Source organism: Bradyrhizobium sp. HKCCYLRH2015 (genome assembly GCF_051168215.1).
Taxonomy (GTDB): Bacteria; Pseudomonadota; Alphaproteobacteria; order Rhizobiales; family Xanthobacteraceae; genus Bradyrhizobium.
On record NZ_JBNPUO010000002.1, the window covers coordinates 36,747 to 52,565 of the forward strand.

General features: G+C 65.7%; 12 protein-coding genes. 11 read left to right on the forward strand and 1 reads right to left on the reverse strand.

Annotated features, from left to right (window positions below):
• Positions 1-440 precede the first annotated feature (440 nt).
• The 10 genes from tolQ to ftsH all read left to right on the forward strand — a co-directional run bounded on the left by tolQ (position 441) and on the right by ftsH (position 12,999).
• Positions 441-1,124: a protein TolQ gene (gene tolQ, locus ACQR1H_RS04280; RefSeq protein ID WP_315717584.1), complete on the forward strand. Its 684-nt coding sequence runs from the start codon at positions 441-443 to the stop codon at positions 1,122-1,124.
• A gap of 39 nt (positions 1,125-1,163) precedes the next feature.
• A complete protein-coding gene (locus tag ACQR1H_RS04285; RefSeq protein ID WP_315802586.1) occupies positions 1,164-1,643 on the forward strand; it encodes a biopolymer transporter ExbD in 480 nt (159 codons plus the stop codon).
• On the forward strand, positions 1,640-2,674 hold the full coding sequence (locus ACQR1H_RS04290) for a cell envelope integrity protein TolA (protein ID WP_434907207.1): 1,035 nt from the start codon (positions 1,640-1,642) through the stop codon (positions 2,672-2,674). The genes ACQR1H_RS04285 and ACQR1H_RS04290 overlap by 4 nt, the downstream gene beginning before the upstream one ends.
• A gap of 68 nt (positions 2,675-2,742) precedes the next feature.
• Entirely contained in the window at positions 2,743-4,017 is a 1,275-nt protein-coding gene (tolB, locus tag ACQR1H_RS04295) for a Tol-Pal system beta propeller repeat protein TolB (RefSeq protein ID WP_315802857.1), read from the forward strand.
• A gap of 247 nt (positions 4,018-4,264) precedes the next feature.
• The gene (locus ACQR1H_RS04300; RefSeq protein ID WP_315802588.1) at positions 4,265-6,604 is read left to right on the forward strand and encodes a putative bifunctional diguanylate cyclase/phosphodiesterase; all 2,340 of its coding nucleotides are present in this window, start codon (positions 4,265-4,267) and stop codon (positions 6,602-6,604) included.
• A 352-nt stretch (positions 6,605-6,956) separates the two neighbouring features.
• On the forward strand, positions 6,957-7,679 hold the full coding sequence (locus ACQR1H_RS04305) for an N-acyl amino acid synthase FeeM domain-containing protein (protein WP_315802589.1): 723 nt from the start codon (positions 6,957-6,959) through the stop codon (positions 7,677-7,679).
• Positions 7,680-7,958: 279 nt separating this feature from the next.
• Positions 7,959-8,453: a peptidoglycan-associated lipoprotein Pal gene (gene pal, locus ACQR1H_RS04310; protein WP_172133860.1), complete on the forward strand. Its 495-nt coding sequence runs from the start codon at positions 7,959-7,961 to the stop codon at positions 8,451-8,453.
• Between the two features lie 202 nt (positions 8,454-8,655).
• Positions 8,656-9,711, forward strand: coding sequence for a tol-pal system protein YbgF (ybgF, locus tag ACQR1H_RS04315; protein ID WP_316217941.1), 1,056 nt, complete (start codon positions 8,656-8,658; stop codon positions 9,709-9,711).
• A 62-nt stretch (positions 9,712-9,773) separates the two neighbouring features.
• Positions 9,774-10,847 carry a tRNA lysidine(34) synthetase TilS gene (gene tilS, locus ACQR1H_RS04320; RefSeq protein ID WP_434888149.1) on the forward strand — a complete coding sequence of 358 codons (1,074 nt, stop codon included), beginning with the start codon at positions 9,774-9,776 and terminating at the stop codon, positions 10,845-10,847.
• A 235-nt stretch (positions 10,848-11,082) separates the two neighbouring features.
• Positions 11,083-12,999 carry an ATP-dependent zinc metalloprotease FtsH gene (gene ftsH / locus ACQR1H_RS04325; RefSeq protein WP_315802592.1) on the forward strand — a complete coding sequence of 639 codons (1,917 nt, stop codon included), beginning with the start codon at positions 11,083-11,085 and terminating at the stop codon, positions 12,997-12,999.
• Positions 13,000-13,206: 207 nt separating this feature from the next.
• On the opposite strand, the gene ACQR1H_RS04330 is transcribed toward ftsH, so the two are convergent.
• Positions 13,207-14,412, reverse strand: a complete 1,206-nt coding sequence (locus ACQR1H_RS04330; protein WP_434907208.1) for an alpha/beta hydrolase family protein — start codon at positions 14,410-14,412, stop codon at positions 13,207-13,209.
• 178 nt (positions 14,413-14,590) lie between these two features.
• Between ACQR1H_RS04330 and ACQR1H_RS04335 the strand changes: the two genes are divergently transcribed.
• Positions 14,591-15,817 carry a glycosyltransferase family 87 protein gene (locus ACQR1H_RS04335; RefSeq protein ID WP_434873605.1) on the forward strand — a complete coding sequence of 409 codons (1,227 nt, stop codon included), beginning with the start codon at positions 14,591-14,593 and terminating at the stop codon, positions 15,815-15,817.
• Positions 15,818-15,819 lie beyond the last annotated feature (2 nt).

Sequence of the window (15,819 nt, forward strand, 5' to 3'; positions counted from 1 at the left end):
ACGCCGCAGGGCTTTCAGCCCCCGCCCTGACGGCACAAGACGCCCGCCTGCGGTTCCCGCCGGCGGGCGTTTTGCGTTTCCCGTTACCGTCCGGCTGCGGCGGCTGGCCGCTGCCGACGCCGGCCAAAATGGTCAAGCGGCTGATCACAAAGGCTCTATCTGGCTGGTCCGGCTGGACCTTTGACCTCCGCAATACTCCGCGGTAACCCCGCCTTAACCCCGGACGGGGTTTGGTTAAGGGGCGCTTACGCGCGCCAAGAGCCCTTGTTTTGACACGTTGGCAGAGGAAGCAGGCCGCTTATGGCTTCGGCGGGCCTCTTAAAGCGATCAGTTCAGGGTTTTCTCGCGCAGGCGCTTTCCGCCGCGACAGCATCCGGCATGGAACGGCGGCTGCATGGTCCCGGGCGTCCCGGGATGATTGGTTGAGAGGATACTTGCAGATGTCTGTCGATAGCGGCGGCCTGTCCCTGATCGATCTGTTCGGCAATGCCGGCTGGGTGGTCCGGATCATCATGCTCGGCCTGATCTCCTGCTCGATCTGGGTCTGGGCGATCGCGATCGACAAGATGTTCCTGTTTTCACGCACCCGCCGCTCGATGGACCGGTTCGAGCAAGCCTTCTGGTCCGGGGAATCGATCGAGGAGCTGTACCGGGTGCTGTCGGCGAAGCCGACGCAATCCATGGCGGCGTGCTTCGTGGCGGCGATGCGGGAGTGGAAGCGCTCGTTCGAGGGCCATGCGCGCTCCTTCGCCGGCCTGCAGATGCGCATCGAGAAGGTGATGAACGTCTCGATCGCGCGCGAGGTCGAGCGGCTGGAACGCCGTCTCCTGGTGCTCGCCACGGTCGGCTCCGCCGGCCCGTTCGTCGGCCTGTTCGGTACGGTCTGGGGCATCATGACCAGCTTCCAGGCGATCGCGGCCTCCAAGAACACCTCGCTGGCGGTGGTCGCCCCGGGCATCGCGGAGGCGCTGTTCGCCACCGCCATCGGCCTGATCGCGGCCATCCCGGCGACGATTTTCTACAACAAGTTCTCTTCGGAGGTGAACCGGCAGGCGCAGCGGCTGGAAGGCTTCGCAGATGAATTTTCCGCCATCTTGTCCCGTCAGATCGACGAGCGGGGATGAGGGCAGGTATAGTGGCATCCGGATCGTGAGTACCACAGCATGGGCATGAGCATGGGCAGCGCGTCCGGCGGCAGTGGTCGCCGCGGTCGGCGCAAGGCGGCCGTGATGGCGGAGATCAACGTCACGCCGATGGTCGACGTCATGCTGGTGCTGCTGATCATCTTCATGGTCGCAGCGCCGCTGCTCACCGTCAACATCCAGGTCGACCTGCCCCAGGCGCAAGGCGGCTCGGCCTCGACGGCCGACGCCAAGCCGCCGCTCGAGGTGACCGTGAAGAAGACCGGCGGCGGCTGCGCGTCCAAGGTCGACGTGTATCTCGGCGACTCGCCGATCGCGATCAACGAGCTCGGGCCGAAGATCAAGGCGATGAAGGATGCGGGCGCCGGCGGCGCCGACAACGTCGTCAAGATCCGCGGCGACCGTGACGCCTGCTACTCCGACATGATGAAGGTGCTGGGCCTGGCGCGCGACGCCGGCTATCGCGCCAGCATCGTCGTGCTGCCGGATCAGGGCTCATGACGTCGAAAGACCTCATCCGGTTCGTGCGCACGCGCAAGGGGACGGTGCTGTCCGTCGCCCTGCACGTGCTCGTGCTGTGCTGGGGTCTGTTCAGCTTCTCCGCGCGCTCGATGGTGGCGCCGCCGGAGGACCTGGTGCCGGTCGACGTGATCTCGGAGGACAACAGCTCGAAGGCCAAGGCCGGCGCCCTGACCGGCAAGAAGGAAGCCCAGAAGCTGCTGGCCGACAAGATCGGCGAGAAGAAGCCGACCGAGGACATCGTCGGCAAGGTCGATACCAAGCAGGTCACCGAGACCGATGCTGCGCCCGAGCCGCTGCCCAAGCCGGAGAAGCCGGTCGAGAAGAAGCCCGACCCGCCGAAGCCGGTCGAGAAGCAGCCTGATACGCCTAAGCCCGTCGCCGAGAAGAAGCCGGAGCCGCCGAAGCCCGCGCCGGCCGAGAAGCCGAAGCCGGAAGAGAAGAAGCCGGATCCGTTCAATCCGGACCAGATCGCCAGCATGCTCAACAAGGACAAGGCGAAGCATCCGCCGAAGCCGCAGCAGGCCGCCGCCGCGCCGCCGGAGCCGCCCAAGCACAAGAGCGAGCGCAAGTTCGACGCCGAGAAGATGGCGAGCCTGATCAATCAGAAGGACCCGACGCGCCAGGCCGTGACGGGTTCGGAGCTGAATGCCAACGCCGCGCTCGGCGCTGTTCATGGCACGGCGGAGAGCAATGTCGCGAGCTGGCAGGCCGCCTTCCAGGAGGCGGTCACGCGCTGCTTCACGACGCCTTATAACGGCGTCGATGAAGACAAGATCGAAGTCGATATCGACATCCAACTCCGTCCCGACGGCTCGCTGGCCGCCGTCCCCTCGGTCGCGGGAACGCGAGGGCCGCCGCGGGTGAGCGCGGCGATGGCGGATAGCGCGAAGCGTGCGGTCGAGAACTGCGCGCCCTACGCGTTTCTGCCGAAGAACCGGTACAATGAGTGGAAGTTGATCCCGACGACATTCAATCTCAAAATGATGAATTCGATGCGAGGCCGAACTTGACGACACCTCCAACGCGCAAGACTGGATTCACCACGCGGCGCCAGGTTCTGCTGGCCGGAGGAGCCGCGATGGCGGCGTGGGGCGCGGGACCCGCCTTCGCTCAGCAGCGTCTGCAGATCAATCCCGGCGAGTTCAAGCCGATCCCGATCGCGATTCCGCCGTTCGTTCCCGGCGGTGCGGGCGATGCCGATGTCGGCAACGGCATCGCGCAGGTGATCACGAACAATCTGAAGCGCAGCGGCCTGTTCGCGCCGGTCGACCCGGCTGCGTTTCCCGAGCGCATCAGCAATTTCGAGGCGCCGCCGCAGTTCGCCAGCTGGAAGCCGCTCAACCTCACCGGGCTCGTGACCGGCCGCGCGACGCGGCAGCCGGACGGGCGCCTGAAGGCCGAGTTTCGGCTGTGGGACCCGAACTCAGGCCAGCAGCTCACCGGGCAGCAATATGTGACGGCGCCGGAGTATTGGCGGCGCATCGCCCATATCATCTCCGATCAGATCTACACGCAGATGACCGGCGAGAAGGGCTATTTCGACAGCCGCGTGGTGTTCGTCGACGAGAGCGGGCCGTCGGAGCGGCGCGTCAAGCGGCTGGCGCTGATGGATCAGGACGGCGCCAACGTCCGCTATCTGACCCGCGGCGCCGACCTCGTGCTGACGCCGCGATTCTCGCCGTCGAGCCAGGAAATCACCTACATGGAGTTCGGGCAGGGCGACCCGCGGGTCTATCTGTTCAACATCGAGACCGGCCAGCGCGAGATCGTCGGCAACTTCCCGGGCATGTCGTTCTCGCCGCGGTTCTCGCCGGACGGCCAGCGCATCATCCTCAGCCTGCAGCAGGGCGGCAACTCCAACCTGTTCGTGATGGACCTGCGCTCGCGCACGACGACGCGTCTCACCGACACGCCGGCGATCGACACCTCGCCGTGCTACTCGCCGGACGGCAGCCAGATCTGCTTCGAGAGCGATCGCGGCGGCAAGCCGCAGATCTATGTGATGGCCTCCAGTGGCGGTGCTGCGCAGCGCATCTCGTTCGGCGAGGGCAGCTACTCGACGCCGGTGTGGTCGCCGCGCGGCGACTACATCGCGTTCACCAAGCAGGGTGGCGGCCAGTTCGCGATCGGCATCATGAAGACGGATGGCTCGGGCGAGCGCATCCTCACCGCCGGCTTCCACAACGAAGGGCCGACCTTCTCGCCCAACGGCCGCGTGCTGATGTTCTTCCGTGACCCCGGCGGCACCGCCGGCCCGTCGCTGTATTCGATCGACGTCTCCGGCCGCTTCGAGCAGAAGGTGCCGACGCCGGGCTTCGCCTCGGATCCGGCCTGGTCGCCGCTGCTGTCGTGACGGCGAGCGAGCCTCTGGGCCCGCTCACGTCTTGGTGGACGCGATTTTTCGAGTCGCGCGATGCGTGTTCCCGTAAAATATGGAACCATTCGTTGCAGCAACCGGGTAGTGTTTGCCTAGTTGGCTGAATTTTCGAGCGAATCCGATCACTTCGCGAGTGCGGAAACGCTCTGCTAACGATGTTCCCTCAGAAAGACTTCACCTGCGAACGGTAATGTTGCGCACCGAACAGGACGCGTGCGCACGAATGCAGCTTGCCACTCAGAACGGAGAAGACGATCGAAAGTTGTCGCCTGCGATCCAGGCGGCTCTCGTCGACTCCCTCTTCCAGGATCCCGGCCCGATGTTCGCCGGCGCACTCTGCGCTGCCGTCGCCGCCGTCATGACCGCGATCAAGAGCGGCGACGTCAATCTGTGGCCGTGTGCCGCGATGCTGATCATCGCAGGAGCGTTCCGCTCGCTCGACATGCGCTACTATCGGAGCCTGTGCGACGCCGGCCGCCTCACGCAGACGGCGGTCGAGCGCTGGGAGGTTCGCTATCAGATCGGCGCCATGATCTATGCGCTGGTGCTCGGCATTTGGTGCGTGGTCGCCCTGGTCGACAACAGCGACCCGGTGGTGCACCTGATCGCGATCACGGTGACGCTCTGCTACATGTCGGCGGGCGCAGGCCGGACCTACGGGCGGCCCTGGATCTTCCACGTCCAGATCCTGCTCGCCTGCGGACCGCTCGCAGTGGCTCTCGCGATCCACGGCAGCCCTTATTACCTGGGCATGGCGGCGTTCTGCGTCCTGTTCTTCGTATCGCTGAAGCACATCTCGACCAACCTGCAACGGATCTTCGTCCAGGCCTTTGTGGCGCGCGAAAGCGAGGCTGCACTGGCCAAGCAGTTCGATACGGCCCTGAACAACATGCCGCACGGCCTGTGCATGTTCCGCTCCGACGGGCGTCTGGCCGTGATGAACCATCGCTTCGGCCAGATGATGAACCTGCCGGATGACATCCTGCAGCGTGGCGGCAAGGCGGCCGACATCATCAACGCCTGCGTGATCGCAGGCTCGATCTCCGCTTCGAGCGGCCGGCTGATCCTGGCCGAGATCGAGCACACCAAGACCCATAATGTCATCACGAGCGATCCCGACGTCGCGCGCGACCGGTCGCTGTCCTGGACCTTCCAGCCGATGGCCGACGGCGGCGCCGTGGTCCTGCTCGAGGACATCACCGAGCGGCGGCATGCCGAGGCGCGCATCTCGCATCTGGCGCGCTACGACGAGCTCACGACCTTGCCGAACCGCGTCAGCTTCCGCGACGAGATCGAACGGCTGCTCAGGATTCCGCAGCGGCACGGCGAACTGTCCGCGCTGCTGTTCGTCGATCTCGACCGCTTCAAGCAGGTCAACGACACGCTCGGCCACCCCTGCGGCGATCAACTGCTCTGCGCGGTCTCCGAGCGGCTGCGCGACATGCTGCGTCCGGAAGATTTCGTTGCGCGCTTCGGCGGCGACGAGTTCGTGGTGTTCCAGCGCAACATCCGCTCCAACGACGACGCCGCGATGCTGGCGCGCCGGATCGTCGACCAGCTCAGCGAGCGCTACAAGATCGACAATCACCTGGTCGAGATCGGCGCCAGCGTCGGCATCGCGATGACCGCGCCGGGGATCAGCGCCGACACCCTGCTGAAGAATGCCGACATGGCGCTGTACCGCGCCAAGGCGGAGGGACGTGGCACCTTCTGCTTCTTCCGCGACGAGCTCGCCCAGACGGTGGAAGCACGCCGCATCCTCGAGCTCGACCTGCGCAAGGCGCTGGCGAACGAGGAGTTCGAGCTGTTCTACCAGCCGCTGGTCAACCTGAAGTCCGGCAAGATCTCCACCTGCGAGGCGCTGCTGCGCTGGAACCACCCGGTGCGCGGCACGGTCTCGCCGGTCGACATCATTCCCGTCGCCGAGGACATGGGCCTGATCGTCGATCTCGGCCGCTGGATCCTGCGCAAGGCCTGCCTGGAATGCATGAAATGGCCGGATGCGGTCAGCGTCGCCGTCAACTTCTCGCCGCAGCAGTTCCATCAGCGCGATGTGCTCAGTGAGGTCCGCTACGCGCTGGAAGTGTCCGGGCTGCCGCCGCATCGGCTCGAGATCGAGATCACCGAATCCTCGCTATTGCGCAACACCCAGCTCACCCACGATGTGCTGTCGCAGCTGCACATGCTCGGGGTCCGCATTTCGCTCGACGATTTCGGCACCGGCTATTCCAGCCTCAGCTATTTGCACAACTTCCCGTTGGAGAAGGTCAAGATCGATCGCTCTTTCCTCGAAGGCATCGACAGCGATCGGCCGCTGACTCTGTTGCGCGGTGTCGCAAGATTGTCCGCCGATCTCGGCATGTCGGTGGTGGTGGAGGGCATCGAGACCAACGAGCAGCTCGAACTGGTCAGCGCCGACGGCACGGTCACCGAAGCGCAGGGCTATCTGTTCAGCCGGCCCGTCCCCGCAATCCGCATCCGGCAGCTCCTGAATGCATCGCATGGGCGCCGTTCGAGCGACGGGGCGATCGCGGCCGCCGGCGGGACACGTTCGATCGCTTGATCGCTCGACCTCCGCCTTGATGCGGAGGTGCCGCGAAGATCGACCAGTGGAGGCGAGCCCTGTGCGCTGCATCCCGCCGGTCCGAGCATGGCTCGTATGTGAATGGCGATGTGACAACCCCACGTCGCATCATTCGGAAACATTGCACGTGTATGCCAAGCGAATCCGTTTCGATTTGACACGCAAGTGATCCGAAGCAATCCGTCCAGCACTGCATCCAATCCCGTAAGTCACGGTTAAGTCTCCGGGATTCTACGTGCCGTTAACTTTGTACCGCCGAAAGCTTTGCGTCGGCATTAACCCGCTGTTAAGCTCATACTGCTCGTAGGAGTTGTGTGAAAAGGGGTTGCGGATGAAGTCGGCGGCTAGAGTGAGTGCCGTTGCTGAACAGAAGTCGGATGTGCTGGAGAACGTGGACTATCGACTGGCGCTGACTGCTGAGGACAAGGACGAGATCTATCGGCTGCGCTACCGCGCCTATCTGCGTGAAGGCGCCATCCTGCCGTCGCCCAGCGAACGCGTCAGCGACGAATATGATGATCTTCCCAACAGCTTCATCTTCGGCGTCTACGTCAATGGCGAGCTCTACAGCTCGATCCGCATCAGCGTGCTGAACTCGCAATGGCGCCGATCGCTGTCCTCGGACATGTTCGCCGACCTGCTGCATCCCGAGCTCGATCGCGGCAAGGTCATCATCGACCCGACACGGTTCGTCGCCGACCATGAGAAGGCGCGGCTGTTTCCGGCGCTTCCCTATGTGACCGTCCGGCTCGGCTACGTCGCCTGCGCCCATTTCAACGCGGATATCGGTCTCGCCAACGTGCGCCCGGAACATCGCGCCTTCTACAAGAAAGTGTTCCTGCAGGAACCATGGGGTGAGCCGCGGCTCTACTCCGGCCTCACCAAGCCGGTCGGCCTGGTGGCGGCGCATTATCCGTCGATCCGCGATCGCGTGTTCCAGCGCTTTCCGTTCATGCGATCCAGCGCGTTCGAACGGCGGATGCTGTTCGATCGTCCCGCGCCGGACGCCTTCACTGATTCGTTCAGGATTCAGGCGGTCGCGAAGGCCGGCTGATCATCGGCCGATATCGGGGCCGGTTCGGCCGTCCGGCCGGTTCACACCGTGGCGCTGATGCAAAAATCAGCGAAAAAGCGCCCTGCTGCAGGCGCTGAGCGGCTTGCCTTCACCCTGGCGCCACATTTACAACCCATTAACCATCGCGGTCGCTTTTCGGGTTTCGTTAGCATTTGACGGGGTTCGGCAAGACCCCATCAAGGTTGACGGAACGTTCGCTTAACCATCGCCCTGTAGACCGGATGGCAGTCTAAGAACGTGAGCGTGGAGGCTCCGGGAATGAAATATCAGATGCGTATCCTCCAGGGATTGAAGTTGGCCGCCGTGCTGGCCGTGGCGCTGTCGATGGGCGCCTGCGCCAACAAGAATCTCACCGGGGCCGACGGGGCGATGGCCAGCGCTGCGACTCCAGGCAGCCAGCAGGACTTCGTCGTGAATGTCGGCGATCGCGTCTTCTTCGAGAGCGATCAGACCGATCTCACGCCGCAGGCGATCGCGACCCTGGAGAAGCAGGCTCAGTGGCTGCAGAGCTATCCGCGCTACTCCTTCACGATCGAGGGCCATGCCGACGAGCGCGGCACCCGCGAGTACAACATCGCGCTGGGCGCGCGGCGCGCGCAGTCGGTCCGCAACTTCCTGGCGTCGCGCGGCATCGACCAGGGCCGCATGCGCACCATCTCCTACGGCAAGGAGCGGCCGGTGGCGGTCTGTAACGACATCTCGTGCTGGTCGCAGAACCGCCGTGCGGTGACGGTCCTGAACGCCAGTTCATAAAGCTGAACGAATCCGTTGCTGATGAAGCCGGCGTCGCCCATCGACGCCGGCTTCGTCGTTTCTGGTCGGCGGGTCTCGTCCGGACTTGGTCTTGTCTTCGCTTGAACGTCATTTGTATCTATCGCATTTCTGCTTTACAGCCTCGCTCACAGGCCTGTTTTCAATGTCTCGCCGATCCGGTCGTCAGGGCAGCATGTCATTCATGTTTCTTCCACGGAGCGCCGCCGCGATCCTCGCCGCGCTCGTCATTTTCTCGTGCCAGGCAGTTTCGTCGCGGGCGCTCGCCCAGACCGATGACGATGATCCCGAGATCCGGATTCAGCGGCTCGAAAATCAGCTCCGGCAACTGACCGGTCAGAACGAGGAGCTGCAATACCGCAATCGCCAGCTCGAGGAGCGGCTGCGGCAGTTGCAGAGCGCTGCACCCGGCGGTGCGCCCGCGGCGCAGACCAACGCGGCTGCTCCCGCGCCGGCCAATCCCGCTTACGGCCAGCCCCCTCAGGCGGCCAACGGCCAGCAGCCCTATGGCCAGCAGCCGTACGGCCAGCCGCAACAGGCCTATCCGCAGCAGCAGCCGGTCTACGCGCAGCCGCCCGCCGTCGGTGCGCCGGTGCAAATCGTCCAGGAGCCCGCGGCCCCCGGTCGGGGCCGCCGCGGCGATGCGTTCGACCCGAGCCAGAATCCGACCGCTCCAGGCGCCCCGCAGGCGCTCGGCGGCGGCCAGTTGCCGATCCAGCCGGGTGGCGGCCAGCCCGCTGGCCGTCCCGTCGGCGATCCCGCGGCTCTCGCCAACACCGCGGGCGGGCGCTATCCCCAGGGCGCGCCGCCGGCCGCCGCGCCGGGGGCGGGCGGACTGGAGACCGCGCCGCCGCGGCAGACGCCGCGCGACGAATACGACCTCGGCATCGGCTACATGCAGCGCCGCGACTACGCGCTGGCCGAGCAGACGATGCGCAACTTCACCCAGAAATATCCGAACGATCCGATGGTCGGCGACGCGCAATACTGGCTCGGCGAGAGCTTCTACCAGCGTCAGCAATATCGCGATGCGGCCGAGGTCTTCCTCGCCGTGACGACGAAATACGAGAAGTCGGGCAAGGCGGCGGATGCGCTGCTCCGGCTCGGCCAGTCGCTGGCCGCGCTGAAGGAGAAGGAGGCGGCCTGCGCCGCGTTCGGCGAAGTGACGCGCAAATATCCGCGCGCCTCGGCGGGCGTGAAGGCGACCGTCGATCGCGAGCAGAAGCGGGTGAAGTGCTGAGCGCCTGCGGGCGAGGGGAGGCCTCTCGCCTATAACCGGCGGGGCGGATAGGCTGCGGCGCCATGTCGAAGGCCCGTTCCGAAGCCGATCTTGCGATCTCCACCGCCGAAGCCGAGCGCCTGTTCGCGCCGCTTTCGGCCGCGCCCGCACTGGTGCTCGCCGTATCGGGCGGTCCCGATTCGATGGCTCTGATGTGGCTCGCGGCGCGGTGGCGTGCGGGGCTCGCACAGGGACCGCACCTTGTGGCCGTGACGGTCGACCATGCGCTGCGGCGCGACTCCGCCCGTGAAGCCCGCATGGTGAAGGAGATCGCGCGCCGGCTCGCAATTCCGCACCGGACCCTTCGCTGGACCGACGCGAAGCCGGACACCGGGATTCCCGAAGCGGCGCGGCTGGCAAGATACCGCCTGCTGGCGCGCGCGGCGCGGCAGGCGCGTGCCGGACACGTCGTCACCGCCCACACCCGTGACGACCAGGCTGAGACGGTGCTGATGCGGCTGTTGCGCGGCAGCGGCATTGCGGGGCTCGCGGCGATGGCACCGCTCAGCGAGCGTGAAGGGGTGTTGCTGGCGCGGCCCCTGCTGAACGTTGCCAAAGTCCGGCTGGTAGCGACGCTGCGCTCGGCCGGAATCCCGTTCGCAGATGACCCGACCAATCAAGATCCCGCCTTCACCCGGCCGCGGCTGCGCGCCCTGATGCCGGCCCTGGCCGCGGAGGGCGGCGATGCCCGGACGCTGGCGACGCTGGCCGACCGGCTCGGACGGGCCAACGCCGCGATCGAATTGATGGTGGATGGCGCCGAACGCTATCTCGCACTGCGCGCGGCCGGGAGCAGGCCGGTCGGCGGGGGTCACGGCGAGACCTTCGAGGCGCGCGCCTTTGTCGCACTTCCAGCCGAAATCAGGCTGAGGCTGCTGATCCGCGCGATCAATCGCATTGGAACCGAAGGTCCCGTGGAACTCGGCAAGGCAGAGTCGCTGCTGGCGAGGCTGGACCGGACTCTTGCGGGGATCGCAGATGGTGGTACGTCTGCTCCGGGCAGGCTAAAACAGACCCTGGCTGGTGCACTGGTAAGCATGACGAGAGAGACGATCCGCATCACGCCCGCGCCGCCGCGGCGCTCGCGCGGGATTTGAAGCGGTTCACCGCCTTCGCGGACGCTTAACCACCTGCCTTGGCGACGCTTTCCCGCGCCATTTTTTGAGCGGGAATCGGGCTAGGATGCGATAAATAGTCCTTTCTAGTTCCCTTGGCATTGCCGTGAGTGGTACCTAGATTACGAGACGGTCGACCGGGGGATTCCCTCGTGGCTACCCAGGGATGAGTCCGAGGACTAACGGCCGCGATCCGCGCGACCACGAAGGAAAATCGATGAACGCCAATCTGCGCAATTTCGCCCTTTGGGTCATTATTGTCCTGTTGCTGTTGGCGCTGTTCACACTCTTCCAGAACCCGGGGCAACGCGCGTCGTCGACCGACATCAACTTCTCGCAGTTGTTGACCGAGGTCGATCAGGGCAATGTGCGCGACGTCGTGATCCAGGGGCCGGAGATTCACGGCACCTTCAAGAACGGCTCGTCGTTCCAGACCTACGCGCCGAGCGATCCGAACCTCGTGAAGCGGCTGTACGACGCCAAGGTCAACATCCAGGCCAAGCCGCCCGGCGACAACGTGCCGTGGTTCGTGTCGCTGCTGGTCTCCTGGCTGCCCTTCATCGCGCTGATCGGCGTCTGGATCTTCCTCTCCAGGCAGATGCAGGGCGGCGCCGGCAAGGCGATGGGCTTCGGCAAGTCGCGCGCCAAGATGCTGACCGAGGCGCATGGCCGGGTGACGTTCGAGGACGTCGCCGGCGTCGACGAGGCCAAGCAGGACCTGCAGGAGATCGTCGAATTCCTGCGCGATCCCGGCAAATTCCAGCGGCTCGGCGGCCGCATCCCGCGCGGCGTGCTGCTGGTCGGCCCTCCGGGCACCGGCAAGACGCTGATCGCGCGCGCCGTGGCCGGCGAAGCCAACGTGCCGTTCTTCACCATTTCGGGTTCTGACTTCGTCGAGATGTTCGTCGGCGTCGGCGCCAGCCGCGTCCGCGACATGTTCGAGCAGGCGAAGAAGAACGCGCCCTGCATCATCTTCATCGACGAGATCGACGCCGTCGGCCGCCATCGTGGCGCCGGTCTCGGCGGCGGCAATGACGAGCGCGAGCAGACCCTCAACCAGCTGCTGGTCGAGATGGACGGCTTCGAGGCCAATGAGGGCGTGATCCTGATCGCCGCCACCAACCGTCCCGACGTGCTCGATCCGGCGCTGATGCGTCCCGGCCGCTTCGACCGCCAGGTCGTGGTCTCGAACCCCGACATCATCGGCCGCGAGCAGATCCTGAAGGTTCATGTCCGCAAGGTGCCGCTGGCGCCGGACGTCAACCTCAAGACCATCGCCCGCGGCACGCCCGGCTTCTCCGGCGCCGACCTGATGAACCTCGTCAACGAGGCCGCCCTGACCGCCGCCCGCCGCAACAAGCGGATGGTCACGCAGTCCGAGTTCGAGGAAGCCAAGGACAAGGTGCTGATGGGCGCCGAGCGCCGCTCGATGGTCATGACCGAGGAAGAGAAGATGCTGACCGCCTATCACGAGGCGGGCCATGCGATCGTCGGCCTCAACGTCCCGAGCCACGACCCGATCCACAAGGCGACCATCATTCCGCGCGGCCGCGCGCTCGGCATGGTGCAGTCGCTGCCCGAGGCCGACCGTCACTCGCACACCCGCGAATGGTGCGTCTCCAAGCTCGCGATGATGTTCGGCGGCCGCGAGGCCGAGGTGCAGAAGTTCGGGCCGGAGAAGGTGACCAACGGCGCCACCGGCGACATCCAGCAGGCCACGAACCTCGCGCGAGCGATGGTGATGGAATGGGGCATGTCCGACAAGCTCGGCCGCGTCCGCTACCAGAGCAATGAGCAGGAGGTGTTCCTGGGCCATTCGGTGGCGCGCTCGACCAACATCTCCGACGATACCGCCCGCCTGATCGACTCGGAAATTCGCGGCCTGATCGAGGCCGGCGAGCAGGAGGCGCGCCGTATCATCACCGAGAAGCGTGACGATTGGGAAGCGATCGCCCAGGCCCTGCTGGAATACGAGACGCTGACCGGCGAGGAGATTCTCGACCTGCTCAAGGGCAAGAAGCCGAACCGCGAATCGGCGATCGAGCCGTCGACGCCGCGCGCGTCGGCCGTACCGCCGGCCGGCAAGCCGCGGCCGCGACCCGATCCGGGCCTGGAGCCGCAGCCCCAGGCGTGAGCTGATAGCCGCGACAGGCTTCCGGCGGTCAGCCCGTCTGATCCGGAAGGCCAAGAGAAACGAAAGGCCCGGCTTGCAGCCGGGCCTTTTGTTTGTTTGGAGATATGTGCCGGCGGTGGTCCGAACCGGGGGTGAAGAGCGTGTCAGCTCTTGCCAAGTCGGTGATTGACGGGGTGCCGCGGACCGCATCCAGCGGCACCGCGCGCCTTACGGCTTGTCGAACCAGGCCTTCCACTGCGGGACGGCGGTGGCGAACGTGCCGCGATGGCTTGTCGGTCCCGTCGACACCGCCTCGACCTTGCTGTTGCCGGCCCCGATCGCCTGCTGGTAGGTCATCGCCAGCCGGCCCAGACCGGTCGAGATCGCCTCGTCGGTCTCGCCGTAATAGTTGCGCACCGGCGTCTTGATGATCCAGCGATAGGCCTGCGTCTGCGCGACCAGGCGGCCGTAGGCCGACGCCGCGAAATACTCCGCATCGAAATAGTCGGGCTTGAGCAGCTTGTGCAGATCGGTCGGGACGTCGGCGACGTTGAAGGGCTCGCGCTCATAGGCCTTGCGCGCGACATCGTAGTAGCTGTCGCTGATCACCGAGCGCGCCAGCCCCGGCACCGCATAGTAGTTCTCGAACGCGAACGCCGACAGGATGAACAGCGAATTGACCCAAGCGGCGTCGTTCTTGCGCGGGAAGCTGAGGAAGCCGTTGAGCGCCACGGACACGTCGACAGGAGCGCTCGCGGTCGCCGCCGCCGTCACCGGCACGCCGGCGCTTTCGAGCTTCTCGAGAAAGGCCATGGTCACGAAGCCGCCTTGCGACCAGCCGGCGATGTCGAGCCTGGCGCTCGTCAACTTCATCTGTTCGAGCACGGCGCGGCTTGCCCGCAGCATGTCGTAAGTGGCCTGCTGATGGCTGGCCTTCACCATGTAGCCTTCCGGCTCGGTCGAGATGCCCATTCCGAAATAGTCGGCGCCGATCAGCAGATAACCTTGTCCTGCGAACTGCGCGATCATCAGCTGGGTCTCGGGCGACTGCTCCGGAAACGACGGCACCTCCTGCTTCCCGTACACCGTCCCGTGCTGATAGGACACCATTGGCAGGCTGGTCTCGCCGGTCTCGGGCACCGCGAGCAGGCCGCTCGCCGTGATCGGCTTGTTGCCGCGCTCGGGGATGACGGACGCATAGGTGACGCGATAGAGCCTGACGGCGTTGCGGGCCGGGGTGTAGGTCACCGAAACGCCCGCGAATTTCGGCGTGTCGACGGCAAGGATGGTGTTCAGCCGGGCGACGTCCCAGCGGGCCAGATATTCATAGCTGACGTCGGAGGAGACGCGGACGGGAGCCTTGTCCTGGGCACGGCTTGCAGCCGGCCAGATGGCGCAGACCAGCACCGCGATGAGAGCGCGATAGACGAACATGGGATCTCCCCGGCCTGCCGCCGTCGGTTGCATTCGGACCCCTGCGATACAGATCGCGAGTAAACAATCGGTGCGGCGCCGGCAGCCGCGCTCCGTCGCCCGCGCTTAAGCCTTCTTCAAGCGTCCCCGCCTATGTCTCGATGAGGAGGCGTCCATGCAGGCGCGGGGCGAGGTCCAGATGGCTGACAATCCTGATGCTGCCGCGATCCCATCGCAGCGCCGTGACGTTCCGCTCGGCTTGTTCGCAGTCTGCTTTGCGCTCGCCTGCATCAACGCCTCGTTCTTCCCGGCCGGACTGTGGTCGGGCACCTGGATCTGGGACCAGGCGGGTCTCGGCATTCCCACCGACTTCGTCAACGTCTGGGCGGCCGGGAAGCTCGCGTTGCAGGGACATCCGGCGCTGGCCTGGGACTGGGACGTGCAGCGCCAGGTCGAGCTCGATATGCTGCGGCAGGATTTCCCGGGCTACTTTGCCTGGCACTATCCGCCGCCATTCCTGTTCGTCGCCGCGTTCCTGGCGCAGTTTCCCTACACGCTCGCCTTCGTCGGCTGGGTCTATGCCAGCTTCGTTCCCTATGCGCTCGCGATGCGCGCGATCGTCGGCCGCGGCTTCGGCCTGTTGTTGGCCGCCGGCTTTCCGGCCCTGTTCTCGAACGCGCTGGTCGGGCAGAACGGATGCCTCACCGCCGCGCTCGTCGGCGGCACACTCTATCTGCTGCCGGTGCGGCCGGTGTTGGCGGGAATCTGTCTCGGGCTGCTGACCTACAAGCCGCAATACGGCCTGCTCTTCCCAATCGTGCTGATCGCCACCCAGCGCTGGACCGCGTTCATGTCGGCGAGCGTCACCGCCGTCGTGCTGGCGCTGCTGTCATGGCTCGCCTTCGGACTGGAGAGCTGGCAGGCCTTCTTCCATTGGCTGCCGATGTTCTCGCAGGCGTTCCTGACCGAGGGCAAGGCGACCTGGTGGAAGCTGCAGAGCCTGTTTTCGCTGGTCCGCTATTTCGGCGGCTCGGAAGCGCTCGCCTGGACCTTCCAATGGGTCCTGACCGCAACCGTCGCAGTCGTGCTGGTGACGCTGTGGCGCAGCCCGGTACGCTACGCGCTGAAGGCGGCGGCGCTTGCCGTCGGGCTGCTGCTGACGACGCCGTATCTGTTCATGTACGACATGATGGTTCAGGCCGTCGCCGTGGCCTGGCTGGTGCGGATCGGCCTCGCCGAGGGCTTTCGCCGCTACGAGCTGCCCGCGCTCGGCGGCATCGCGGCGCTTCAGATCGCGTTCATGCTGTCCGGGATTCCGCTCGGGCTCGCCGCCAACCTGATCATGGCCGGCCTGGTGCTGGCGCGCGCCGGCTCGTGGTGGCGTCGGCAGCCGGCGCCCGCCGACATGGCGCTCGCGAGCGCCTGATT

Excerpts from the sequence above, each read along its gene's own strand:
- tolQ (WP_315717584.1), top strand. The coding sequence starts at position 441 with ATGTCTGTCGATAGCGGCGGCCTGTCCCTGATCGATCTGTTCGGCAAT.
- ACQR1H_RS04285 (WP_315802586.1), top strand. The coding sequence starts at position 1,164 with ATGGGCATGAGCATGGGCAGCGCGTCCGGCGGCAGTGGTCGCCGCGGT.
- ACQR1H_RS04290 (WP_434907207.1), top strand. The coding sequence starts at position 1,640 with ATGACGTCGAAAGACCTCATCCGGTTCGTGCGCACGCGCAAGGGGACG.
- tolB (WP_315802857.1), top strand. The coding sequence starts at position 2,743 with ATGGCGGCGTGGGGCGCGGGACCCGCCTTCGCTCAGCAGCGTCTGCAG.
- ACQR1H_RS04300 (WP_315802588.1), top strand. The coding sequence starts at position 4,265 with ATGCAGCTTGCCACTCAGAACGGAGAAGACGATCGAAAGTTGTCGCCT.
- ACQR1H_RS04305 (WP_315802589.1), top strand. The coding sequence starts at position 6,957 with ATGAAGTCGGCGGCTAGAGTGAGTGCCGTTGCTGAACAGAAGTCGGAT.
- pal (WP_172133860.1), top strand. The coding sequence starts at position 7,959 with ATGAAATATCAGATGCGTATCCTCCAGGGATTGAAGTTGGCCGCCGTG.
- ybgF (WP_316217941.1), top strand. The coding sequence starts at position 8,656 with ATGTTTCTTCCACGGAGCGCCGCCGCGATCCTCGCCGCGCTCGTCATT.
- tilS (WP_434888149.1), top strand. The coding sequence starts at position 9,774 with ATGTCGAAGGCCCGTTCCGAAGCCGATCTTGCGATCTCCACCGCCGAA.
- ftsH (WP_315802592.1), top strand. The coding sequence starts at position 11,083 with ATGAACGCCAATCTGCGCAATTTCGCCCTTTGGGTCATTATTGTCCTG.
- ACQR1H_RS04330 (WP_434907208.1), bottom strand. The coding sequence starts at position 14,412 with ATGTTCGTCTATCGCGCTCTCATCGCGGTGCTGGTCTGCGCCATCTGG.
- ACQR1H_RS04335 (WP_434873605.1), top strand. The coding sequence starts at position 14,591 with ATGGCTGACAATCCTGATGCTGCCGCGATCCCATCGCAGCGCCGTGAC.